We start from the raw sequence: 24,140 nt of genomic DNA, 5'->3' as shown, positions 1-24,140 counted from the left end.
ATCGGTTGCATTGCGCTTTTTTTTGATTAGACCAAAGAAGAATAACGTTATGTTAACGGTTTTCTTTATCTCCTCATATGCATATGGTGGTAAAAAGGAGCGATATTATGAAGTTTTCTGAGATACAAAAAAAGGAAGTCATTGATGCGACAAGAGGTTCTTTTCTTGGATACGTGCAAGATGCAACCATCGATGTGAAAAGTGGAAAAATAGAAACTTTTCATATCGGTGGCGGTGAAAGGGCTCTATTTTTTGATTCAAAGAAAAATGACGTAAAAAAAGTTCGCGTTTCGGATATTACAGTAATTGGAAAAGATATCGTTTTAGTCGGAAAGAAAGAGCAAAAAGAATGATTTTTATTGATTAGTATGTTTTTCATTGCTACAATAAAAGGAATGATATATGAAAAGTAGTGATTAGAATGAACAAACTTCAACAACGTATACAACAAATCGAAAAAAACATTCAAACTTCTTGTGACAAAGTTGGGCGAAATCGTTCCGAGGTTCATGTTGTCGCTGTTACGAAAGGTGTTTCTTCGACACGCGCAAAACAAGTAATTGATGCTGGATTTAAACATCTTGGGGAAAATCGTCCAGATGGCTTAACACAAAAACTCGAACAAGTTTCAGATAATGTGAACTGGCATTTTATTGGAAATCTTCAAAGTAGAAGAGTCCGAGATATCATTGATAAGGTTAGCCATATCCACTCACTGAGTAGAATGAGTATAGTAAAAGAAATTCAAAAACGTGCCACAGAACAAGTAGATTGCTTCATTCAAGTAAACGTTTCTGGCGAAGATTCAAAATCTGGCTTGATTCCTGATGAGTTGCCAGGTTTTATAGAAGAATTAGGGAATTACGATAAAGTTCGAATCGTTGGACTTATGACAATGGCGCCGAATATTGAAGACGAGGAAGAAATTCGATTGATTTTCAAAGAAATGAGAGAACTGCGTGATCGTATTCAAACTTTAAACTTAGCGCATGCCCCTTGTACTGAACTATCTATGGGGATGTCAAACGACTATATGATTGCAATTGAAGAAGGAGCAACATACGTTAGAATCGGAACAGCACTAGTCGGAGAGGAAAGCGAGGGAGACTGATGAGTTTAAAAAGCAAATTCCAAAACTGGTTTTATCTTGACGAGGAAGAAGAGGAACTAAAGGAAGCTAAACAACAGCCACAACAACAGTCTAAAAATGAAGTACGCCGCCCAATGATGACCGAACAACCAAGACCAAAGAGGACAAAAAATCGTAAGCCTGATCCAGTAAGAGATGAACAAACATCTCCGCGGATCGTTAGTTTGCAAAGTGCTCAGAAATCTTCCAAAGTTGTCCTGGCTGAGCCACGTGTGTATGCAGAAGCACAAGACATTTCAGAGCATTTAAAAAACAAGAGAGCAGTCGTAATAAACTTACAACGTATCGAGCGTGATCAAGGAGTACGAATTATAGATTTTCTAAGCGGCACGGTTTATGCACTTGGTGGAGACATTCAGCGAATCGGAACAGATATCTTTCTCTGTGTACCGGAAAACGTAGAAGTTGCTGGTGCTATATCCGATTATTTCGAACAATAGAAACTGAATGAGGTGTAAGTTTTACAATGATTGACATTTTACTGTTATTGCATGGATTTATTAAAAATGCAATTTCCATTTATAGCTTTATTTTAATTATTTATATATTAATGTCTTGGGTACCATCCATGCGAGAGAATGCATTTGGCCGATTTATCGGTACATTAGCTGAACCTTATCTATCATTTTTCAGAAAGTTTATCCCACCACTCGGTATGATTGATTTATCGCCAATCATCGCGATCTTTGCGTTACGCTTCATATCCGCCGGTGTGTCTAACGTATTTCAAATTTTAATTAATGCAATGGCTTAAAATTTAAATTAAATGCTCTAGTCTGTAGACAAGGTGACTGAATCTTTGTCTACAGCTATTTTTATTTAAAATTGCATGAATTATCCTAAGGAGAATCAGCATGGACTCGATACTTCAACATTTTAGAAAAGACGAACAACCATTTATAGAAACCGTAATTGGTTGGATTAGAGAAGTTGAAAACTTATATGTGCCTAAACAAACTGATTACCTCAATCCTAGAGAGCGTTATATCGTACAGTCTTTAGCGGGTGGGAGCGATTTACTTGTTGCGGCGCATGGTGCATTTTCGAATGCTGAAAGAATGAGAGTGCTCATTTACCCGAATTATTATGAACCGACCAAAAAAGATTATCGCGTAACCGTTTTTAAGATTAATTATGCTTCTAAATTTATAACATTAGCACACAAAGATGTACTTGGGTCGCTTATGTCGCTCGGAATTGACCGTGGGAAGTTTGGAGATATTCAATTTCGTGATGAGGAAGTTCAATTTGCAGTGACGGCCGAGTTAGAGGACTATATTGTAGCGAATTTTACTACGATTGGTAAAGGGAAAATCTCCGTAACGCAAATTGAGGAAGACTCCGAGTTATTAGTTTCTACGGATACGTGGATAGAATCACTACAAGTTGTCAGTTCTTTGCGCCTAGATGCTGTCATAGCTGCCTTGACGAACTTGTCGCGACAAAAAGCGGTTTCATTAGTCCGTAGTGATAAAGTACGCGTCAATTGGGTATCTCAAAGTGATGTTGCAATGGAATTATTTGAGGAAGATGTTCTCTCTATCCGTGGATTTGGTCGTTTTAAAGTCATATCGATTGAAGGTAGAACTAGAAAAGACAAAATTCGTCTTATTACTGGGAAATTAGAATGATTTTATGCGTTGTTGTTAGTGAAAATACAGAAAACAGCTGTAATCGACAACTTTAAGATGTATAATGAGAAGTACAATGTAAGAGGAGGTTATTTTAGATGGCTTTATCACCGCTTGACATACATAATAAAGAATTTAGTAGTAAATGGCGTGGATACGACGAAGATGAAGTTAATGAGTTTTTAGAACAAGTTATGAAGGATTACGAAAATCTCATTGAAGAAAATAAAACGCTTAAAGGCGAATTAAAGCAAACGCAAGTGCAAATTACGCATTTTAATACGATAGAGGAAACATTACAAAAATCAATTCTTACGGCTCAAGAAGCGGCAGAGGATGTTCGTAGGAATTCGATGAAAGAATCGAAATTGATTATTAAAGAAGCGGAAAAAAACGCTGATCGTATTGTCAATGAAGCTTTGTCACGCGCACGAAAAATTTCTTTAGAAATTGAAGATTTAAAAAAGCAATCCAAAGTGTTCCGCAACCGTTTTAAAATGTTAATTGAGGCGCAGCTGGAATTGGTGAATGCAGATGACTGGGATAATTTACTTGAATATGAAATTGATGTAGAACAAGTTCAAGAACTTGCGGGAGAAGAGGTTTAAATTTTAGGGACTTCGCCCACAATGATAAAGAATTCTTAAACTTGACTCATATTAGTTTCACAATTATAATGATAAGCATATAATACAAGATAAATTTGAATTTATTAATAATAGCATGGACAGAGACAGTATTTTCCTGTTTGTTATAAAGCGAGTTAGGGATAGTGAGAGCCTAATGACACATCTGGAAAAGAAAATCACTCTCGAGCTGGATTACGGAATGGAGTACGTAGTCCCGGTTAGCCTCCGTTATGGCGACTTAAGCGGTAGCAAAATGTGTTTTTGCTGCAAGTAGGGTGGTAACGCGAGTATAATTCCTCGTCCCTTTTTAGGGATGGGGATTTTTTTGTGGAAAATTATCTTTATTCCTCTCGTCATTAAGTAGGTTGTTGCAAATAGTGTATCTTTTATTGATGAGATCTCTCTGTTGATTGGAGTGGAAGGCGGCGACTCCAGCGGGATTAAGCGTGACAGGTGAGACCCCGCAGGAGCACAGCGACGAGGAGGCTCACCGCACGCCCCGCGGAAAGCGTCCGCCTGGAACGGAAATCAACATTGTTGAAAAACATAATAAAACGTAGGATGCGATTACGTCCGATTATTTTAAGGAGGATTTTTGAATGGATTATAAAGAAACGTTACTTATGCCAAAGACAAAGTTTCCAATGCGCGGTAATTTACCGAACAGGGAACCAGAAATGCAAGCAAAATGGGATGAAATGGACATTTACACAAAGGTTCAAGAGAGAACAAAAGGACGACCTTTTTTCGTATTGCATGATGGACCGCCATATGCGAATGGTGACCTCCATATGGGGCACGCATTAAACAAAGTGTTGAAAGATATGATTGTTCGTCATAAGTCAATGACTGGCTATCATGCGCCTTACGTTCCTGGATGGGATACGCATGGCCTGCCGATTGAACAAGCGCTTGTGAATACGGGTGTGAAACGTCAAGAACATTCTACAGCAGAGTTCCGTCGTATGTGTGAAGAGTACGCTTATGGACAAATCGATATCCAACGCACGCAGTTTAAGCGTCTTGGCGTTCGAGGAGATTGGGAGAATCCGTATATTACACTGACACCTGAATATGAATCACGTCAAATTCAAGTATTCGGAGAAATGGCGAAAAAAGGCTATATTTATAAAGGATTAAAGCCAGTATACTGGTCTCCATCAAGTGAATCTGCATTAGCTGAAGCGGAAATTGAATATAAAGATAAACGTTCACCTTCGATTTATGTAAGTTTCCCGATTAAAGATGGACGTGGTGTGATTGCTGAAGATGTGCATTTCTTAATTTGGACGACAACGCCTTGGACAATTCCTGCCAACTTAGGAATTACTGTTCATCCGGAGTATAACTATATTGTCGTGAAAGCTGGCGACAAGAAGTTCTTAATTGCTGAAGACTTACTGTCGTTCGTTGCAAAAGAAGTTGACTGGGAAGATTACACGGTAGAAAAAGTAGTGAAAGGTGCCGAGCTTGATCGTATTATTGCAAAGCATCCTTTATACGACCGTGACTCCCTCATTATGCTTGGTGACCATGTCACAATGGATGCAGGAACGGGTTGTGTTCATACTGCACCTGGACATGGTGAAGAAGACTTTTACGTCTCAAAGGAGTATGGCATTGATGCACTTTGCCCAGTGAACGATAAAGGGGTTATGACTGAAGAAGCGCCAGGATTTGCGGGACTATTTTATGAAGATGCAAATAAAGCAGTCGGCGAAGCGCTTGAAGCAGCAAACGCGCTAGAAAAATTATCGTTTGTTACACACTCGTATCCACATGACTGGCGTACGAAGAAACCGGTAATTTACCGTGCAACTGCGCAATGGTTTGCATCCATTGAATCTTTCCGTGAGGAATTACTCGGTGCGATTAAAGAAACAGCGTTCACGCCGACTTGGGGAGAAACACGTCTTCATAATATGGTTCGTGACCGCGGCGACTGGTGTATTTCACGTCAACGTGTATGGGGTGTTCCAATTCCAGTGTTTTACGCGGAAAATGGGGAATCTATTATTACAGATGAAACAATTGCACATGTATCACAATTATTCCGTGAACATGGCTCAAATATTTGGTTTGAAACAGATGCAAAAGACTTATTACCAGAGGGCTTTACACATGAAGGCAGTCCCAATGGCGAGTTTACGAAAGAAACTGATATTATGGACGTTTGGTTTGACTCAGGATCTTCTCATCAAGGTGTGTTAGAGGAAAGAGAAGACCTTGTTTATCCGGCAGATTTGTATTTAGAAGGTTCTGACCAGTATCGTGGATGGTTTAACTCATCCTTAACGACAAGTGTTGCAATGAACGGCCATGCACCGTATAAGGGATTGCTGAGCCACGGATTTACACTGGACGGCAAAGGCCATAAGATGAGTAAGTCAGTTGGAAATGTTGTGGATCCAGCTAAAGTTATGAACCAGTTTGGTGCTGAAATTTTAAGGCTTTGGGTGTCTTCTGTTGACTATACGGCAGACGTACGCGTTTCTGATTCAAACTTTAAACAAGTTTCTGAAGTGTATCGTAAAATCCGTAATACATTCCGTTTCATTCACGGAAATACATCGGACTTTAATCCGACAACAGATCGCATTGCGTTTGAAGATTTGCGTCCGGTCGATCAGTATGTATATGTAAAACTTCAAGAATTAATTAAAGAAGTACGTGCAGCGTATGACCGTTATGAATTTGCAGGGGTTTATCACGCGGCAAATAATTTCTGTACAGGAATTTTAAGCTCATTCTACCTCGATATTGCAAAAGACGTTGTGTATATTGAGAATAAAGAGCATCCACATCGTCGCGCAATGCAAACTGTAATGTATGATACATTGCTTGCACTTGTGAAATTGTTAACACCAATTTTACCGCATACGGCAGATGAAATGTGGGCACATTTAGAACATGTTGAAGAAGAAAGTGCTCAGTTAACTGATATGCCGGAAGCAGAAGATTTAGGTGAACAAGCACAAGCATTGAAAGAGCGTTTTGCAACGTTAATGCTAATCCGTGATGATGTCTTGAAAGCTTTAGAAGTGGCGCGTAACGAAAAAGGAATCGGAAAATCACTCGAAGCGAAAGTGACAGTTTACGTTCCTGAACAATTACAAGATGTGTTCAAATCTGATGATGTCAATTACGGACAGTTCTTTATTGTTTCGAAATTTGAAGAGGGTGAAGGCGCTGTTCCTGCAGAAGCACTTCAACTAGATACGGTTAGCGTACTTGTTGAAGAGGCAGATGGCGAGAAATGTGAGCGTTGCTGGACAATTTCTGAAACAGTTGGAAACGACGAAACACACCCAGAAATTTGTGCTCGTTGTGCGGATGTTGTAAAAAATCATTATGCATAATTCTATCTAAGGGTTAAACTGTGAGACAGTTGTGGCATTCTTACTAAGAAGATTGCTACAACTGTCTCTTTCATTATGATAAAATAAACCTGTAAACTGTCGGACGGGGGTTAAAGGAATTGTTTATTTATTATGCATTGGCAGCTATCGTCATAGCAATCGATCAATTGACGAAATGGCTCGTTATAAAAAATATGGAGCTTGGGGAAAGAATTGACATCATGGAACCATACATCTCATTGTTTTCGCATCGCAATCGAGGCGCGGCTTGGGGAATGCTTCAAGGGCAAATGTGGTTGTTTTACGTCGTCACCGTCGTAGTTGTTATCGGACTTATTTATTACTTTCATAAAGAAGCAAAAGGTCATCGATTATTTAGTATCAGTTTAATGCTGCTACTTGGCGGAGCGATTGGTAATTTTATTGATCGATTGTTGATGGGGGAAGTCGTCGATTTTATTAGCGTCTTAATCCCATTCATTCAATATGATTTTCCGATTTTTAATGTGGCTGATGCGGCTTTATCTATCGGTGTTGCTCTACTCATTATTCATGTTTTATTGGATGAAAAAAAGAATAGAAAAAAGGTGTCGTAAATGGAAGTTAATCGAATTGAAATTGAAGAAGAATTAGCGGGATCACGTCTTGATAGAGTCATTACGATGAATCGCCCAGAAATATCTCGAACACAAATCCAGCAATGGATAAAAGATGGGAATATTCTTGTGAATGATAAAGCAGTTAAGCCAAACTATCGAGTGAGAGAAAATGATTGTATTGTCATTGACGAACCCGAGCCAGAAGAACTGAATATTATTGCAGAAGATTTAGATTTAGATATTATTTATGAAGATCAAGATGTGCTTATTGTTAATAAACCACGTGGAATGGTTGTGCATCCTGCAAAGTCGCATGCATCCGGTACATTGGTGAACGGTCTGATGTATCATTGTAAAGACTTGTCGGGAATTAATGGTGTTCTGCGACCAGGAATTGTGCATCGAACGGACAAAGATACTTCGGGACTTTTAATGGTTGCCAAAAATGATAAAGCACATGTTTCGCTAGTCGATCAACTTGTAGAGAAATCTGTGAAAAGGGTTTATTTGGCACTCGTTCATGGACATATTCCGCATAATAATGGAACGATTGATGCGCCAATCGGCAGGGATGAAATTGACCGTCAAAAAATGACCGTGACAGATCGTGGAAAAGATGCGGTTACCCATTTTAAAGTACTTGACCGATTCAAAGATTATACGCTAGTGGAGTGTGAACTTGAGACGGGTCGAACACATCAAATTCGAGTCCATATGGAGTATATCGGTCATCCACTCGTAGGAGATCCAAAGTACGGACAGAAAAATACAATCCCATTTGGGGGACAAGTGTTACACGCAGGAACGTTAGGCTTTATGCATCCTAGAACGAATGAGTATGTAGAATTTACAGTAGAGCCTCCAGAAGATTTCCAGAAATTATTAAACGAAGTGCGAAATAGTGTTGACAAATAGAAACCGATAGAGGTATACTACAATCAAGCAATTGAAAAGCACCCATTTAGAATCCTGTGAGATTGAAAATGAGTGTGACCTTAGTCGATAGAAAAGTCGACTGAAAAGGAAAATTGAATAAGCGACACCTTTAAGTACAGTCCAGAGAGGCTGGGAAGGTTGCACGGAACGTACAGAGGCATCTTTATGCCTATTTCACTGTACAATTTTTCTGCACGTATACCTCCCGCCATAAATGGCAGGGAGGTTTTTTGTTGTGTAATTGGAAAGATTAGTGAGTGTGCAAACTTTTCACGGCAAACTGAAAAAGGAGGAATAAGAATGACTGAAAAAGCAAAAATTCTTGATGAACAATCGATAGGACGTGCCTTAACACGAATTGCCCACGAAATTATTGAACGGAATAAAGGGATTGAAGATGTAATTCTCGTAGGGATTAAAACGAGGGGAGCTTACTTAGCTACTCGTTTAGCAGAGAGAATTGAGCGAATTGAAGGAAGAAAAATTAAAACAGGGGAACTTGATATTACTTTATATCGTGATGATTTATTAACAAAGCACGAAGATAAAGAGCCCCATGTACACCAGGTAGATATTACCCATGATGTAACAGATCAAAAAGTCGTTTTGGTGGATGACGTGTTATATACGGGACGAACAGTCAGGGCGGCGATGGATGCAGTGATTGACTTAGGACGTCCTGCACAAATACAGTTAGCTGTACTTGTAGACCGTGGGCACCGCGAGTTACCGATACGGCCAGACTTTGTAGGGAAAAACATTCCGACATCAGATGATGAGTTGGTCGTAGTGAATGTATTTGAAACAGATTCGAAAGACAGTGTCACAATTCATAGTAAATAGGAAATAGGAAAGAGGAGTTTTGGGATTATGGATGGAAAAGTTCTAGATGTACATGAAAAACCGACAGCAGGTAAATGGTTAACACTTAGTATGCAACATATGTTTGCAATGTTTGGCGCAACAATTCTAGTGCCACAGCTGGTTGGGTTAAGCCCAGCGATTGCGCTATTAACAAGTGGAATTGCCACGATAATTTTTATCATCGTGACTCGGTTTCAAGTTCCAGCCTATTTAGGCTCCTCATTCGCCTTTATTATACCGATTCAAATAGCTACGGTATCCGGTGGAGTTGGAAGTGCAATGATTGGAAGTATGTTCGTCGCGCTTGTGTACGCGATCGTCTCGCTCATTATTTGGAAAACAGGTTATGAGTGGATCATGAAAATTTTACCCCCTATCGTGGTTGCGCCAGTCATTATGGTGATCGGTCTGGCACTCGCACCGACAGCGGTAGGAATGGCGAGTACGATTCAAGTTGAAGGCGAAACGGTTTATAGCTTACTTCATTTTTCAGCTGCACTTGTCACGTTAATTTCCGCGATAATTTGTATCATGTTTTTTAGGGGCGTTGTCAGTTTAATGCCTATCCTAATCGGCATCATTGTAGGATATATTTATTCTTCATTTATCGGAATTTTAGATTTTACAGCAGTAAAAGAAGCAAAATGGTTTGCCTTTCCAGAAATGTTGATCCCCGGGGTAGATTATGAGTTTGTAGTGACGCCAACCTTGTTGGCGGTCATGGTTCCAATTGCCATTGTTACCATTTCAGAGCATATTGGCCACCAACTTGTACTCGGGCGAATTGTTGACAGAGATTATATACAAAATCCTGGATTAAATCGTTCATTACTAGGGGATGGAATTGGAACACTTATTAGCGGACTTGTTGGTGGACCTCCAAAAACGACTTATGGTGAAAATATAGGCGTACTAGCAATTACGCGTGTGTATAGTGTGTATGTTATTTTAGGTGCGGCAGTGTTTGCGATTATCTTCTCTTTCCTCGGGAAAGTTATGGCGATGATTGCAACGATACCAACAGCAGTACTTGGTGGCATTTCGATTTTATTATTTGGAATTATCGCTTCATCAGGTTTAAGAATGTTCGTAGACCATAATATTGACTTTGGAAAACAACGTAATCTAGTGATTGCTTCAGTCATCCTAGTAATTGGGATTGGAGGAGCAACGGTTAAATTTAGTGAAACATTCTCTATAGAGGGGATGGCTCTAGCAGCAATCGTCGGTGTTTTATTAAACTTACTTTTACCTGGAAAAGACGAACAAAAATTGACGGATGTAAAAGATTAACAAATGAATGAATCGATTCAAATTTGTATGGAAGTAAGGTGGCGTCATCGCCACTTTACTCATACTTCGCACAGCCAGAAAGGGGATTCGAATGGACCATTTAGTATCGACAACATGGCTATCTGAACAAGAAATTATCGCATTATTGGATAGAGCACGAAATTTCCATAAATATGGGGCTAGAGAATTGCCCGGGAAATATACAGTGAGTAATTTGTTTTTTGAACCAAGTACGAGAACGAAAATTAGTTTCGAAGTAGCGGAACGAAAGCTTGGTTTAGATGTTGTTCCTTTTGAATCTGGATTCTCTAGTACGTTAAAGGGAGAAACGTTATACGACACTGTTAAAACTTTTGAAGCAATCGGTGTAGATGCACTCGTAATCCGTCATTCCGATGAGGGATATTATGAGCATCTGATTGGGAGAACGAATGTTTCAATCATAAATGGTGGAGATGGTTCCGGCCAACACCCTACGCAATCTTTATTAGACTTGTTTACAATTCGAGAGGAATTCGGAAGTTTCGAAGGGCTAAAGATTGTGATAGCAGGCGATATTGGCCATAGTCGAGTGGCAAGATCAAACGCGGATACACTGACTCGGCTCGGTGCAGACGTAACTTATTTATGCCCGGAAGAGTGGGCTGGGGAATTTGAATCAACTTCTGAATGGACAGAAGAACTTTTACATAGCGATGTCATTATGCTGTTACGAGTACAACATGAGCGACATGATGGGAAAACGACTTTTACAAAACAAGATTACCACGAAAAATACGGACTGACATTAGCGCGTGCGAAAATGATGAAAGATGATGCAATCATTATGCATCCTGCACCATTCAATCGAGGAGTAGAAATCGATGAGGCATTAATAGAATGTTCGAAGTCTCGAATTTTCAAGCAAATGGAAAATGGTGTCTACGTACGTATGGCAGTATTAGAAGCAATACTAAATGGGAGGAAATAACATGGGGAAAATCATTCAAGGAGTTCAATTACTAGATGAAGCGGGGCAGTTGGTCGTAAGGGATGTTCGAATTAACAATGAGGAGATTTCAGAGATTGGTGAAAATCTTCCGGTTGAATCATCAAAAGTAATAGTAGGAACAGGACTTTTTCTTGCACCTGGATTTATCGATGTCCATGTTCATTTACGTGAACCAGGTGGAGAACATAAAGAGACGATTGAAACGGGTACATTGGCTGCAGTAAAAGGCGGTTATACAACAATCTGTGCAATGCCTAATACTCGACCAGTTCCAGATACGAAAGAGAACTTGCAACATGTGAATGATTTAATTGCACAAAACGCACATATTCGCGTACTCCCATATGCTTCGATAACAATTCGTGAGGCAGGTAAAGAGCGCACAAACCTTGAGGAATTAAAAGAGTACGGGGCGTTTGCATTTACAGACGACGGGGTGGGTGTACAAGAAGCGGGCATGATGTATGAAGCGATGCAAGACGCGGCGAAAATTGGCATGCCAATTGTGGCACATTGTGAAGATAATACACTCATCTATGGTGGTGCACTTCATGAAGGGAAGCGAAATAAAGAATTGGAACTACCGGGCATTCCTTCAATTGCAGAATCAGTACATATTGCTAGAGATGTACTGCTTGCAGAAGCCGCTGGGGCACATTATCACGTTTGTCATGTGAGCACAAAAGAATCCGTTCGAGTCATTCGTGATGCCAAAAAAGCTGGCATTCATGTAACTGCGGAGGTTAGTCCACATCATCTTTTATTATCGGAAAATGATATCCCAGGGGAGGATGCCGATTGGAAAATGAACCCGCCATTAAGAGGACAAGAAGATTTAGAGGCACTTAGAAGAGGGCTACTTGATGGGACATTGGATTTTATCGCAACAGACCATGCGCCTCATACTGCTGAAGAAAAGGCGGCTGGTATTAAAAAAGCACCCTTTGGGATTACAGGCCTAGAAACTGCATTTCCACTTCTATATACAAATTTTGTGAAGAACGGACAATGGACGCTTTCACAGCTTGTTGATTGGATGACGAAGAAGCCTGCCGAAGTATTCAATTTGCCGTATGGAACGTTAGCGGTTGGTGAAGTAGCGGACCTTGTTCTAATTGATCTAAATAAAGAGCAAACGATTGACCGAACAACATTCGTATCGAAAGGGAAGAACACGCCTTTTGATGGATGGAAATGTTTCGGATGGCCAGTGAAAACAATATTCGGCGGTGAAATCGTCTGGGAGGATGAAGAATAATGAAGAAAAGAATGCTTATTTTAGAAGATGGTACGATTTTCGAAGGAATTGCATTTGGTTCTGATGAAGCATCTATTGGAGAAACGGTTTTCACAACAGGGATGACGGGCTACCAGGAAACAATTTCAAATCCATCAAACTGCGGACAAATTATAGTGATGACGTATCCGCTAATTGGGAATTATGGCATTAATAGGGACGACTTTGAATCTATTGAACTTGCGATGAATGGCATAGTCGCACGGGAATTGGAAGATCATCCGTCTAACTTCCGAAGTGACATGACATTAAGAGAATTATTAACTCAAAAAGGCATTCCAGGAATTGAAGGAATTGACACGCGAAAATTAACGCGACTACTTCGGGAAAAAGGTGCACTAAAAGGAATGTTAACCGCAGCGGGCACAACGATTGAAGAGGCGGAGGAACAAGTACAATTGTTGAAAGATACTGAATTACCGACGAATCTAGTTGCACAAGTTTCAACGAAGCGACCTTATCCAAGTCCGGGCCGTGGTGAACGCGTTGTAGTGATTGATTATGGTATGAAGCATGGGATTTTAAGAGAATTAAATAAAAGAGATTGTGATGTCATTGTTGTACCGTATCACACGTCAGCAGAAGAGATTACTTCTTTATTTCCCGACGGTATCGTATTAACAAACGGACCAGGAAACCCTACCCATGTCGAAGGTGCAGTGGAAACGATTCAGTCGTTATTAGGAAAAGTTCCTATTTTTGGGATTGGCATGGGGCACCAATTACTAGCCCTTTCTTTAAATGCTAAAGTCGTCAAATTGAAAAGTGGACATCGTGGAAGTAATATTCCCGTAAAAGATTTGAAGACAGGTAGGACTGAGTTAACCGCTCAAAACCATGGTTATACGGTGGAGGAAAAATCACTGGCGCAAACGGGTTTACAGGTTACACACCGTGCACTTAATGATCAATCAATCGAAGGTTTGGAAAGTGTGGCATATAAGGCATTTTCTGTTCAATTTTATCCAGAAGCCTCTCCAGGGCCAGAGGATGCCAATCACTTATTTGACCGTTTTATGGAGCTAATGATTTCGAATAGCCGAAAGGAGCAAGTCAATGCCTAAACGTACAGATATAGAAACTATTTTAGTAATCGGTTCGGGACCAATTGTTATCGGTCAAGCAGCAGAGTTTGATTATGCAGGTACACAAGCTTGTTTATCGTTAAAAGAAGAAGGTTATCGAGTCATTTTAATTAACTCAAACCCAGCAACAATTATGACGGATACTGAAATTGCTGACAAAGTGTATATTGAACCCATTACGTTAGACTTTGTCAGTCGGATCATTCGAAAAGAACGTCCAGATGCGCTACTAGCGACACTGGGTGGTCAAACAGGATTGAATATGGCGATTGAACTTCATGAATCTGGGATTTTAGATGAATTAAATATTGAGATTCTTGGCACAAAATTGGATGCAATTCATCAAGCAGAAGACCGCGACCTGTTTAGAACATTGATGAATGAACTTGGTGAACCAGTCCCTGAAAGTGATATTATCCATACAATTGAAGAGGCGTACACATTCGTTGAGAGAATTGGCTATCCAGTCATCGTTCGTCCTGCTTTTACATTAGGGGGAACGGGCGGCGGAATTTGCCATAACGATGAAGAGCTTGAAGAGATTGTAGCAAATGGATTGAAATCCAGTCCAGCAACGCAATGTTTATTGGAAAAGTCGATTGCGGGCTTTAAAGAGATTGAATATGAAGTCATGCGGGATAGTCAAGATAATGCCATTGTTGTCTGTAATATGGAAAACGTTGATGCAGTCGGCATTCATACGGGAGATTCTATTGTCACTGCACCGAGTCAAACGTTAACAGACCGCGAGTATCAAATGCTGCGAAATGTTTCATTGAAAATTATTCGCGCACTTGGAATTGAAGGAGGCTGTAACGTTCAGTTAGCACTCGATCCTCATAGTTTCGATTACTATATTATTGAGGTAAATCCACGAGTGAGTCGTTCTTCGGCACTTGCTTCGAAAGCGACAGGCTATCCTATTGCGAAACTAGCAGCAAAAATTGCAGTCGGTCTTACATTAGATGAAATGAAGAATCCGGTAACGGGAACGACTTATGCTTGTTTCGAGCCGACGCTTGATTATGTCGTGACGAAAATTCCACGTTGGCCATTCGATAAATTCGAATCTGCGAAACGAAATCTTGGTACGCAAATGAAGGCGACTGGTGAAGTAATGGCCATCGGTAGAACTTTTGAAGAATCGATTTTAAAAGCAGTACGTTCGTTAGAAATGGGATTCTTTGATTTATCTTTAAAAGATGGTCCTGCTATGGATATGGATTGGATTGAAAAAAGAATTCGACGTGCGGGGGATGAACGATTATTCTTTATTGGCGAAGCACTGCGTCGAGGGGTTTCGATCGAAACACTCCATGAATGGAGTATGATCAATGAATTCTATCTGCGAAAATTTGAAAAGATTATTCGCTTCGAAGAAAAAGTGAAAGCCAATCCATTTAATGAAAAAGTATTATATGACGCGAAAAGAATGGGCTTTGCAGATGTTTCAATTGCAAAACTTTGGAATGCCTCGGAGAAAGAGATTTATCAATTCCGTAAAGAGCATGGAATCGTACCGGTTTACAAGAAGGTAGATACTTGTGCGGGTGAATATGAATCTGACACGCCGTATTTTTACGGTACGTACGAAGAGGAAAATGAATCTGTTCAAACGGATAAGAAAAGCGTTGTCGTGTTAGGATCAGGTCCAATTCGAATTGGTCAAGGGGTTGAGTTCGATTATGCGACCGTTCACTCTGTTTGGGCGATACAAGAAGCAGGTTATGAAGCAATTATAGTAAATAATAATCCTGAGACAGTTTCAACGGATTTCTCCATTTCAGATAAGCTTTATTTTGAGCCGCTTACATTAGAAGATGTGATGAACATTATCGATCTTGAACAACCTGAAGGCGTTATTGTCCAATTTGGTGGGCAAACCGCAATTAATTTAGCAGATGGTTTAGAGGAACGGGGCGTTAAAATACTAGGCACGTCGCTTGAGGATATTGACCGTGCAGAAAACCGTAATAAATTTGAGCGTGCTTTAAGGGACATTCAGATTCCGCAGCCATTAGGAAAAACGGCAGTTTCAGTACCTGAGGCCGTCACGATTGCAACAGAAATTGGGTATCCAGTATTGGTAAGACCTTCTTACGTACTTGGTGGGCGTGCAATGGAAATTGTCTATAAAGAGGAAGAACTGATTTATTATATGGAGCACGCGGTGGAAGCGAGTCCTGAGCATCCGGTGTTAATTGACCGTTATTTAACAGGTACTGAAATAGAAGTAGATGCAATTAGTGACGGTGAAAATGTCTTAATTCCAGGCATTATGGAACATATCGAACGTGCAGGGGTTCACTCAGGCGACTCAATTGCTGTTTATCCACCGCAAAATTTATCACAAAAACATATGCAAACAATTACTGAGTATACAACAAGATTGGCGCAAGGATTAAAAATCATCGGTCTACTCAATATTCAATATGTCATTTCGAATGATGAAGTGTATGTCATTGAAGTTAACCCGCGTTCAAGTCGTACAGTACCTTTTTTAAGTAAAATTACGAATATACCAATGGCTAATGTTGCGACGAAAGCTGTCCTTGGTCAATCGTTACCAAGTCAAGGGTATTCGAATGGTTTAGCGAGAGTTCCGGAAGGCGTTTATGTAAAAGTTCCAGTATTTTCATTCGAAAAATTGGGGCGCGTAGACATTACGTTAGGACCAGAAATGAAATCGACAGGGGAAGTAATGGGGAAAGATACGACCCTAGAAAAAGCGCTATATAAAGGACTAGTTGCTGCAGGCATGAAAATTAAAGAATACGGTTCTGTTCTTATGACCGTGTCAGATAAAGATAAAGAAGAAATTGTTGGCATGGCAAAGCGTTTTACCGAAATAGGTTATCGTATTCTCGCGACTGAAGGCACAGCAAACGTACTGCAAGCAGCAGGGATCCGCGTAGATATGGTAGATAAAATTGGTTCTGAAGGACCGACGTTACTTGATGTGATTCAAAAAGGTGAAGCGCAACTTGTGATTAATACGTTAACAAAAGGCAAGCAACCAGAAAGAGATGGCTTCCGTATTCGCCGTCAAACAGTTGAAAATGGCATTCCTTGCTTTACATCATTAGATACGGCAAATGCAATGCTCCGTGTGATTGAATCTATGACTTTTCAAGCGGAACCAATGGCTAGCCAGCAGACGCAGGAGGTCCTTGTATGATTATCCAAGAATCGATGCTTGTTCAATCCCAGAGAGAAATCGCACACAATATTTTCGAGATGAAGCTTCAAGGAAAGCTAGTCCAAGAAATCCAGGCACCTGGCCAATTTATTCACATTCGTGTCAGTGAGGCATTTGATATGTTATTAAGACGACCAATATCGATTGCTTCTATTGATCAAGAGAATGATGAAATAACGATTATTTACCGGGCAGAAGGTGATGGAACGAGAAGTTTATCGAAAAGAAATGAAGGCGATAGAGTTGACGTTCTTGGACCTCTTGGAAATGGTTTTCCGGTAGAAGAAACAAACGCGGGAGAAGTCGCTTATTTAATCGGTGGAGGGATTGGCGTCCCTCCGCTCTATGAGTTATCGAAACAATTAACGGCTAAAGGGGTAACTTGTGTCCATATTCTCGGTTTTCAATCGGAAAATGTCGTTTTTTATGAAGAGGAATTTAAGGCGCTTGGTGAAACGCATATTGTAACCGTAGATGGCACGAATGGAACAGAAGGCTTTGTCACAACAGTTATGCAAAATTTAAGTGAGCAATTTGCAACGTATTATAGTTGTGGCCCTCAGCCAATGTTAAAAGCTGTGCAAGAAATGTATGCGAATAAAAAAGGTTACCTTTCATTCGAAGAACGAATGGGGTGTGGCGTCGGTGCTTGTTTCGCTTGTGTTTGTCAAACGACGGAACGCGCTGAAGCGAATTATATTAAAGTATGTTCAGATGGACCAGTATTTCCAGCGGGAGTGATTGCGATATGAATCGATTGTCGGTTGAGTTACCAGGGTTACATTTAAAAAATCCAATTATGCCTGCTTCTGGCTGTTTCGGTTTTGGTCAAGAGTATGGAAAAATGTATGATTTATCATTACTCGGAGCAATCATGATAAAAGCGACAACACTTGAGCCGCGACTTGGCAATCCGACGCCGCGGGTAGCTGAAACGCCATCCGGCATGCTGAATGCCATCGGTTTACAAAATCCGGGTTTAGCGGGTGTCATGGAGAATGAACTACCGTGGTTAGAACAGTTCGATGTGCCAATCATCGCGAATGTCGCAGGAACGGAAACAGCGGATTATGTAGAAGTTGCAAAAGTCATTTCAACTGCACCAAATGTTCAAGCACTGGAACTGAATATTTCCTGTCCAAACGTGAAAGAAGGAGGAATTACGTTCGGAACGGATCCGTTGATTGCGGAAGAATTAACAGCAGCTGTAAAAGCTGTTTCAAAAGTTCCTGTTTATGTAAAGCTTTCACCGAACGTGACAGATGTAAAAGAAATTGCACTTGCGGTTGAAAGAGGCGGTGCGGATGGCATTACCATGATTAATACATTGCTCGGTATGCGTTTAGACGAGAAAACAGGGAAGCCGATTATTGCGAATGTCACCGGGGGATTATCTGGCCCAGCAGTGAAGCCAGTTGCGTTAAAAATGATTTATGAAGTGAGTCAAACTGTCGATATTCCAATAATTGGGATGGGCGGCATTATGAATGTACAAGATGTCATCGACTTTTTATCTGCCGGAGCAAGTGCTGTTGCGGTTGGAACGGCGAATTTCGTGAATCCTTTTGTCTGTCCAACGATTATTGAAGAACTACCGGGAAAACTTGATGAACTAGGTGTCGAGCATATTTCAGAGCTTGTCGGAAGGAGTTACCGTTCATGAATCAGTCACCAATTATTGCACTTGATTTTCATAGCGCAAAAGAAGCGTTTACTTTTTTAGAGCCATTTGAAGGTAAGGTAAATGTAAAAGTGGGGATGCAGCTTTTTTATAAAGAAGGTCCGGCAATTGTCGAACGGTTAAAAGGACTTGGCCATTCTGTTTTTCTCGATTTGAAATTACATGACATCCCGAATACTGTGAAGCTAGCGATGGAGGTCCTTGCTAGTCATGGTGCGGACCTTGTGAATGTGCATGCGGCTGGAGGACAGGCGATGATGGAAGCTGCACTTGAAGGGCTAGACAAAGGAACGCCTGTGGGTTTGAAGAGGCCTTCTATTATCGCGGTTACACAACTCACTTCGACTGATGAAGAGCAAATGCGACGCGAGCAACTGATCAATGCTTCTCTAGAACAGTCTGTGTTACATTTCGCACAATTGACTAAAAAATCCGGTTTAGACGGCGTCGTTTGTTCCGTTCATGAAGCATCCGCAATTGCCGAAGTATGTGGCAAAGACTTTTTGAAAGTGACACCAGGCATTCGCCTTGCAGATAGTCATGCAGACGATCAAAAAAGAATTGCGACGCCAAACACGGCACGGCTTGCTGGTTCTACACATATTGTTGTTGGACGTGCCATTACGAAAGCAAGTCATCCGCGAATTGCGTATGAAAATATCAGGACAGAGTGGGAAGGATTGAGTAAAGATGAGTGAAAAAGAAATAGCAAAAGTTCTACTTCGAGTCGGTGCAGTAGAATTGAGTCCAAATGATCCTTTCACATGGGCTTCCGGCATTCAATCTCCAATTTATTGTGATAACCGTTTAACGATGTCAGATCCTGTTGGTCGCAAGCAAATTGCGGAAGGATTGGCGTATTTAATTCGCGAACATTATCCTGAAACGACGGTCATTGCAGGAACAGCCACAGCTGGAATACCTCATGCAGCTTGGGTTGCAGATATTTTACAATTGCCAATGGTTTACGTACGTTCATCTGCCAAAGGGCATGGACGCAGTCGCCAAATTGAAGGGAAAATTTCAAAGGACGATAAAGCGGTCATTATTGAAGATTTAATTTCCACGGGGGGAAGTAGTTTAAATGCTGCGGCGGCACTTCATGCAGAAGGTGTACAAGTAACAGGGATTGTTTCGATATTTACATACGAATTAAAAAAAGCGGATGAAGCTTTTAGTGGGGAAAAGCTTACATATCAAAGCCTAACAAATTTCGGTGCATTGATTGAAGCGTCAAAAGAAAACGGTGTAATCGACGAAGTAGCAATTGCTGGTTTATTAGACTGGCATGGAAAATTGAAAGAAGGTTTATTAGGATAATCAACTACTTGCAAAGCCTCACAAGCTGGGGTGTTAAGTGACTTGAACTGGAAAATGCATTGCCACGATTGAGGGACGTCGTGGCAATGCATTTTTTTAGTGAATTCATCCTTCCGGAGGGGGGGCGTAATTTCCACCGTTTTCGGTTCTAATTCAGGATGGAAAAACATAATAATGAGCGGGAGGTATTGTTATGGCCGATGAGCGTAATGTAAATGAAAATAGTAAAGATGAGCAGTTAGAGCAGTTTCGGGTTGACGATAAAGGAACAAAACTGACGACCAATCAAGGATTAAGGGTGTCGGAAGATGAGTTTTCCTTAAAAGCTGGTGTGCGCGGTCCGACTTTAATGGAAGATTTTCATTTTAGGGAAAAAATGACGCACTTTGATCATGAACGGATACCGGAGCGAGTTGTTCATGCGCGAGGTTTTGCTGCGCATGGCTATTTTCATGTGTATGAAAATATGAATTTGAAGGAATTTACGCGGGCGAAGTTTTTACACAATCCAGGAACTAAAACCCCCGTATTTGTTAGGTTTTCGACCGTAGTTGGTTCCCGTGGTTCTGCAGATACAGTGAGAGATGTGCGTGGTTTTGCGACAAAGTTCTATACGGAAGAGGGGAATTATGATTTAGTCGCAAATAATATGCCAGTCTTTTTCATTCAAGACGCCATCAAATTTCCGGATTTCGTTCATTCGATAAAGCCTGAGCCAGACAACGAAATTCCTCAAGCATCATCTGCTCATGATACGTTATGGGATTTTGTTGCGAACAACCAAGAAACGGCTCATATGATGATGTGGTTGATGTCAGATCGTGCCATACCGAGAAGCTTCAGAATGATGGATGGATTTGGCGTTCATACATTTCGTTTCGTTAATGAGGACGGAAAAGCACATTTTGTGAAATTCCATTGGCGGTCAACGCTTGGTGCACACTCGCTTGTTTGGGATGAAGCTCAGAAAATCTCTGGAGAGGATCCTGATTTTCATCGCCGTGATTTATGGAATAATATTGAAAAAGGAAATTATCCTGAGTTTGAATTAGGTGTCCAAATTATTAATGAAGAAGATGAATTTATGTTTGATTTTGATATATTAGATGCGACAAAGCTATGGCCAGAAGAAGACGTACCCGTGCAAATTATTGGGAAAATGGTGTTGAATCGAAATGTAGATAATGCGTTTGCTGAAATTGAGCAAGTCGCTTTTCACCCGGGTAATGTTGTACCGGGAATTGATTTTACCAATGATCCGCTATTGCAAGGGCGTTTATTTTCCTATATCGATACCCAACTTATCCGACTTGGTGGTCCGAACTTTCATGAATTGCCAATTAACAGGCCGGTTGTGCCTATCCACAACAATCAACGTGATGGATATCATCGTCAAACCATTAATACTGGGAAGGTAAGTTATCATAGAAACTCCCTTGCAGGGAATACACCAGCACCGGCAAGCCCTGCAGAAGGCGGTTATCAGCATTACCAAGAAAAAGTGGAAGGCCGGGTCGTGCAGGCCAGAAGTGACAGTTTTAAAGACCATTTTTCACAAGCAACTCTCTTTTGGAATAGTATGACTGCGCCTGAAAAACAGCATATTATCGATGCATTTAGTTTCGAACTTGGTAAAGTAAAAAGTAGGTCCGTGAGACAGCAAGTGGTTGATATGTTTGCAAATGTCAGTTTGGAATTAACAACGGCATTTGCGAAACATATTGGGATTGAGCCGCCTCAAAGTGGGGGTTCAAACGTCACGAAATCCTCTCCTGCACTTAGCCAAGAAAATACAATTAAAGTCCCTGATACGCGCACAGTTGCGGTTATTATTACAAATGGATTCAATGATGCTGAAGTGGATGATGTACTCGGAGCATTAAAATCAGCGGGTATTCAACCAGAGATCGTTAGTGAAAACCTTGGGGAGATTGTTGGGTCGGGTGGAACTAAGCTTAAGGTTGACCATACACTATTAACAGTTGACTCAGTGCTCTTCGATGCGGTTTATATGGTGAGGGGCAGCAGTGTAAATGCGAAATTTAATAAAAAAGCTGCTTACTTTATTGATCAAGCTTTCAATCATTATAAACCAATAGGTGCCACTGGAGAAGGAAAAGAATGGTTAATCGTTAATGGATTTGAAGGTCAGCCAGGCGTTGTGATGTCTGATAATACGAGTGAGTTTGCACAGGAATTTATTGATGCAATTGCAGCCAATCGTTTTTGGGACCGTCAGATTGTTTAATTAAAAATACAGTATAAAAAAATCCTCAATCGGTTATTCCGAATGAGGATTTTTGTTGTTTTTTCGAACAAATGTATTGTTAAAAGTCCACTACTAACAGTTTATCCAAAGAGTTTTCTAACTAAGTCTTCTTCAGGCGTAACAAACAAGGTTTTTTGTTCAAAGTAAATAACAAAACCAGGCTTTGCACCGTTTGGTTTTTTCACTTGTTTAACTTCCGTATAGTCAACGGGTACCGATGAAGATTCGCGTGCTTTACTAAAGTAGGCGGCTAATATGGCTGCTTCTGTCAGTGTCGTTTCATCTGGCGAATCGCTATGGATGACGACGTGAGAACCCGGGATGTCTTTCGTATGTAACCAAACGTGGTTTCTTGCTGCCATTTTAAAAGTTAGGTAGTCATTTTGTTTATTATTTTTCCCAACTGAAATTTTGATGCCTGTCGATGAATGATAGGTTTCTGGCATCGGTCGCTTTTTCTTTTTACGTGTGTTTTTTGAACGTGACTTCATGTAGCCGAGTTCATATAATTCCTCGCGTATTTCGGCAATATCATCCGGTGAGGCTTGGAGTACTTGTTGTTTCACCATTTCAAAGTATTCGATATCATCTTTTGTAATTTCTAGTTGTTCAGCAATCATTACTAAAGCATTTTTCGCTTTGGAATATCTAGAAAAAAAGCGTTGTGCGTTCTCAAAAGCTGTTTTTTGTGGATCAAGTGGGATTGTAATTTGCGTTCCTTGGTCATAATAGTTATCAACAGTCGCTTCAGTTGCTCCTTTTTGAATCGCGTGTCCATTTGCAGTGAGTAGTTCGCCGTATAATTGGTACGTATCAAGTTTTCCCGCGGATTTCTGCTCTTTTTCAAGTTTACCCATTTTTGTTTTTAATTTTGTAATTTCATTATTTAACCAACGTTCAAGATCGGCTGCTTGTGACCTAACTCGTTCTCTTTTTGCGCGTTCGAAATATACTTTATCGAGCATTTCGCTTACCGTATCAAATTCAGCAATCGTTTTTTCTGCGTGTGATAAAGTTGTTGCCGAGAAAACTGTCCGATTTGCTTTTTCTGCGATAGTTGGATTGCCAACATCTGAATTAAAAGAAGCTAGAAAGTTTTTGAATATCGTATAAGGTTTTTCAGCTGTCTTCGTTTGTAGTCGATATAAAAGTTCTTCCCCATTAATCGGAGAAAATCCTGAAAAGGAACGGACAAAATCACGACCTGTTTCAATAGTAGGGAGTAAACTTGAAAATTCTTCTTCTGATATTGCAAAAGGATTTACTTTATCTTGTGGCGGCGCAGGTATATAAGGTTGACCCGGTAATACAGTCCGGTAACTATTAACCGATGGCGGTAAATGTTTCATGCTGTCGATGATCATTTCACGTGCTGGGTCTACGAGGATGATATTACTATGTCTCCCCATAATTTCGATGTACAGTTTACGGTCGATATCATCCCCAATTTCGTTTTTCGCACGGATGGACATGATAATGATTCTATCCGTTTCAAACTGTTCAACAGATGTAATAAATCCGCCTTCCAAATGTTTTCGAAGCACCATGCAAAACATTGGCGGTTCCGGTGGGTTTGTAATTGTTTCTTCTGTGAAGTGAATACGTGAATAAGAAGGATGAATCGAAACTAATAGTCGATAGTTTTTTCCTTTCGCACGGATTGTAAAAATGACCTCATGTCCGTTCGGTTGATGGATTCTCGATAGACGACCATCTTCTAAAACTTGTAGTTCGTTCACCATCGCTGTTGTAAATAAACCGTCAAATGCCATTTTTTATCCTCTTTCATTTCATTTTGTTCTATTTTAGCACTCTATCTGCCATTTGTGTTATAATA

The 24,140-nt window shown here is 40.5% G+C and carries 20 protein-coding genes, 1 pseudogene and 1 other annotated feature; of the genes and pseudogenes, 20 read left to right on the top strand and 1 reads right to left on the bottom strand.

Annotated features, from left to right (window positions below; genetic code table 11):
- Positions 1–107 precede the first annotated feature (107 nt).
- From BI350_RS12860 to BI350_RS12765, 20 genes and pseudogenes are all read left to right on the top strand, one after another.
- Entirely contained in the window at positions 108–353 is a 246-nt protein-coding gene (locus tag BI350_RS12860) for a PRC-barrel domain-containing protein (RefSeq protein ID WP_075528493.1), read from the top strand.
- 68 nt (positions 354–421) lie between these two features.
- Entirely contained in the window at positions 422–1,111 is a 690-nt protein-coding gene (locus BI350_RS12855; RefSeq protein WP_075528492.1) for a YggS family pyridoxal phosphate-dependent enzyme, read from the top strand.
- A 194-nt stretch (positions 1,112–1,305) separates the two neighbouring features.
- A pseudogene (locus BI350_RS17455) lies at positions 1,306–1,590 on the top strand (cell division protein SepF); the annotation flags it as partial.
- Between the two features lie 26 nt (positions 1,591–1,616).
- Positions 1,617–1,904 (top strand): YggT family protein, encoded by a 288-nt coding sequence (locus tag BI350_RS12845; RefSeq protein WP_075528490.1) that lies wholly within the window; start codon positions 1,617–1,619, stop codon positions 1,902–1,904.
- A gap of 100 nt (positions 1,905–2,004) precedes the next feature.
- Positions 2,005–2,781 carry a YlmH family RNA-binding protein gene (locus BI350_RS12840; protein WP_075528489.1) on the top strand — a complete coding sequence of 259 codons (777 nt, stop codon included), beginning with the start codon at positions 2,005–2,007 and terminating at the stop codon, positions 2,779–2,781.
- A 98-nt stretch (positions 2,782–2,879) separates the two neighbouring features.
- Positions 2,880–3,389 carry a DivIVA domain-containing protein gene (locus tag BI350_RS12835; RefSeq protein WP_075528488.1) on the top strand — a complete coding sequence of 170 codons (510 nt, stop codon included), beginning with the start codon at positions 2,880–2,882 and terminating at the stop codon, positions 3,387–3,389.
- A gap of 107 nt (positions 3,390–3,496) precedes the next feature.
- Positions 3,497–3,718: a binding site (T-box leader), on the top strand.
- 291 nt (positions 3,719–4,009) lie between these two features.
- A complete protein-coding gene (gene ileS / locus BI350_RS12830; protein WP_075528487.1) occupies positions 4,010–6,769 on the top strand; it encodes an isoleucine--tRNA ligase in 2,760 nt (919 codons plus the stop codon).
- 119 nt (positions 6,770–6,888) lie between these two features.
- Positions 6,889–7,365, top strand: coding sequence for a signal peptidase II (lspA, locus tag BI350_RS12825; protein WP_075528486.1), 477 nt, complete (start codon positions 6,889–6,891; stop codon positions 7,363–7,365).
- Positions 7,366–8,283, top strand: a complete 918-nt coding sequence (locus tag BI350_RS12820) for an RluA family pseudouridine synthase (RefSeq protein ID WP_075528485.1) — start codon at positions 7,366–7,368, stop codon at positions 8,281–8,283. It begins immediately after the preceding gene.
- Positions 8,284–8,604: 321 nt separating this feature from the next.
- A complete protein-coding gene (gene pyrR, locus BI350_RS12815) occupies positions 8,605–9,147 on the top strand; it encodes a bifunctional pyr operon transcriptional regulator/uracil phosphoribosyltransferase PyrR (RefSeq protein ID WP_075528484.1) in 543 nt (180 codons plus the stop codon).
- A 27-nt stretch (positions 9,148–9,174) separates the two neighbouring features.
- Positions 9,175–10,461: a uracil-xanthine permease family protein gene (locus tag BI350_RS12810; RefSeq protein ID WP_075528483.1), complete on the top strand. Its 1,287-nt coding sequence runs from the start codon at positions 9,175–9,177 to the stop codon at positions 10,459–10,461.
- Between the two features lie 91 nt (positions 10,462–10,552).
- Complete coding sequence (locus BI350_RS12805; RefSeq protein ID WP_075528482.1) at positions 10,553–11,431, top strand: aspartate carbamoyltransferase catalytic subunit; 879 nt, start codon at positions 10,553–10,555, stop codon at positions 11,429–11,431.
- A gap of 1 nt (position 11,432) precedes the next feature.
- On the top strand, positions 11,433–12,710 hold the full coding sequence (locus BI350_RS12800; protein ID WP_075528481.1) for a dihydroorotase: 1,278 nt from the start codon (positions 11,433–11,435) through the stop codon (positions 12,708–12,710).
- Complete coding sequence (locus BI350_RS12795) at positions 12,710–13,813, top strand: carbamoyl phosphate synthase small subunit (protein ID WP_075528480.1); 1,104 nt, start codon at positions 12,710–12,712, stop codon at positions 13,811–13,813. Before BI350_RS12800 ends, BI350_RS12795 begins: the two co-directional genes overlap by 1 nt.
- Positions 13,806–17,012, top strand: coding sequence for a carbamoyl-phosphate synthase large subunit (carB, locus tag BI350_RS12790; RefSeq protein ID WP_075528479.1), 3,207 nt, complete (start codon positions 13,806–13,808; stop codon positions 17,010–17,012). Before BI350_RS12795 ends, carB begins: the two co-directional genes overlap by 8 nt.
- Positions 17,009–17,785, top strand: coding sequence for a dihydroorotate dehydrogenase electron transfer subunit (locus BI350_RS12785; RefSeq protein WP_075528478.1), 777 nt, complete (start codon positions 17,009–17,011; stop codon positions 17,783–17,785). Before carB ends, BI350_RS12785 begins: the two co-directional genes overlap by 4 nt.
- Positions 17,782–18,696 carry a dihydroorotate dehydrogenase gene (locus BI350_RS12780; protein ID WP_075528477.1) on the top strand — a complete coding sequence of 305 codons (915 nt, stop codon included), beginning with the start codon at positions 17,782–17,784 and terminating at the stop codon, positions 18,694–18,696. Before BI350_RS12785 ends, BI350_RS12780 begins: the two co-directional genes overlap by 4 nt.
- Entirely contained in the window at positions 18,693–19,412 is a 720-nt protein-coding gene (pyrF, locus tag BI350_RS12775) for an orotidine-5'-phosphate decarboxylase (RefSeq protein WP_075528476.1), read from the top strand. The genes BI350_RS12780 and pyrF overlap by 4 nt, the downstream gene beginning before the upstream one ends.
- Positions 19,405–20,034: an orotate phosphoribosyltransferase gene (gene pyrE, locus BI350_RS12770; RefSeq protein WP_075528475.1), complete on the top strand. Its 630-nt coding sequence runs from the start codon at positions 19,405–19,407 to the stop codon at positions 20,032–20,034. The genes pyrF and pyrE overlap by 8 nt, the downstream gene beginning before the upstream one ends.
- Positions 20,035–20,227: 193 nt before the next feature.
- Positions 20,228–22,282 carry a catalase gene (locus tag BI350_RS12765; RefSeq protein WP_075528474.1) on the top strand — a complete coding sequence of 685 codons (2,055 nt, stop codon included), beginning with the start codon at positions 20,228–20,230 and terminating at the stop codon, positions 22,280–22,282.
- A gap of 101 nt (positions 22,283–22,383) precedes the next feature.
- On the opposite strand, the gene BI350_RS12760 is transcribed toward BI350_RS12765, so the two are convergent.
- Positions 22,384–24,075 (bottom strand): Rqc2 family fibronectin-binding protein, encoded by a 1,692-nt coding sequence (locus BI350_RS12760; RefSeq protein ID WP_075528473.1) that lies wholly within the window; start codon positions 24,073–24,075, stop codon positions 22,384–22,386.
- Between the last annotated feature and the right edge of the window lie 65 nt (positions 24,076–24,140).

The sequence above is a fragment of the Sporosarcina ureilytica genome, assembly GCF_001753205.1.
Classification (GTDB): Bacteria; Bacillota; Bacilli; order Bacillales_A; family Planococcaceae; genus Sporosarcina; species Sporosarcina ureilytica.
Note: the sequence above shows the minus strand (reverse complement) of the source record. Positions and strands in the feature narration are given on the sequence as shown.

Bases quoted from the DNA above. Each gene is read 5' to 3' on its own strand.
- BI350_RS12860 (WP_075528493.1), top strand. From the start codon at position 108: ATGAAGTTTTCTGAGATACAAAAAAAGGAAGTCATTGATGCGACAAGA.
- BI350_RS12855 (WP_075528492.1), top strand. From the start codon at position 422: ATGAACAAACTTCAACAACGTATACAACAAATCGAAAAAAACATTCAA.
- BI350_RS12845 (WP_075528490.1), top strand. From the start codon at position 1,617: ATGATTGACATTTTACTGTTATTGCATGGATTTATTAAAAATGCAATT.
- BI350_RS12840 (WP_075528489.1), top strand. From the start codon at position 2,005: ATGGACTCGATACTTCAACATTTTAGAAAAGACGAACAACCATTTATA.
- BI350_RS12835 (WP_075528488.1), top strand. From the start codon at position 2,880: ATGGCTTTATCACCGCTTGACATACATAATAAAGAATTTAGTAGTAAA.
- ileS (WP_075528487.1), top strand. From the start codon at position 4,010: ATGGATTATAAAGAAACGTTACTTATGCCAAAGACAAAGTTTCCAATG.
- BI350_RS12820 (WP_075528485.1), top strand. From the start codon at position 7,366: ATGGAAGTTAATCGAATTGAAATTGAAGAAGAATTAGCGGGATCACGT.
- pyrR (WP_075528484.1), top strand. From the start codon at position 8,605: ATGACTGAAAAAGCAAAAATTCTTGATGAACAATCGATAGGACGTGCC.
- BI350_RS12810 (WP_075528483.1), top strand. From the start codon at position 9,175: ATGGATGGAAAAGTTCTAGATGTACATGAAAAACCGACAGCAGGTAAA.
- BI350_RS12805 (WP_075528482.1), top strand. From the start codon at position 10,553: ATGGACCATTTAGTATCGACAACATGGCTATCTGAACAAGAAATTATC.
- BI350_RS12800 (WP_075528481.1), top strand. From the start codon at position 11,433: ATGGGGAAAATCATTCAAGGAGTTCAATTACTAGATGAAGCGGGGCAG.
- BI350_RS12795 (WP_075528480.1), top strand. From the start codon at position 12,710: ATGAAGAAAAGAATGCTTATTTTAGAAGATGGTACGATTTTCGAAGGA.
- carB (WP_075528479.1), top strand. From the start codon at position 13,806: ATGCCTAAACGTACAGATATAGAAACTATTTTAGTAATCGGTTCGGGA.
- BI350_RS12785 (WP_075528478.1), top strand. From the start codon at position 17,009: ATGATTATCCAAGAATCGATGCTTGTTCAATCCCAGAGAGAAATCGCA.
- BI350_RS12780 (WP_075528477.1), top strand. From the start codon at position 17,782: ATGAATCGATTGTCGGTTGAGTTACCAGGGTTACATTTAAAAAATCCA.
- pyrF (WP_075528476.1), top strand. From the start codon at position 18,693: ATGAATCAGTCACCAATTATTGCACTTGATTTTCATAGCGCAAAAGAA.
- pyrE (WP_075528475.1), top strand. From the start codon at position 19,405: ATGAGTGAAAAAGAAATAGCAAAAGTTCTACTTCGAGTCGGTGCAGTA.
- BI350_RS12765 (WP_075528474.1), top strand. From the start codon at position 20,228: ATGGCCGATGAGCGTAATGTAAATGAAAATAGTAAAGATGAGCAGTTA.
- BI350_RS12760 (WP_075528473.1), bottom strand. From the start codon at position 24,075: ATGGCATTTGACGGTTTATTTACAACAGCGATGGTGAACGAACTACAA.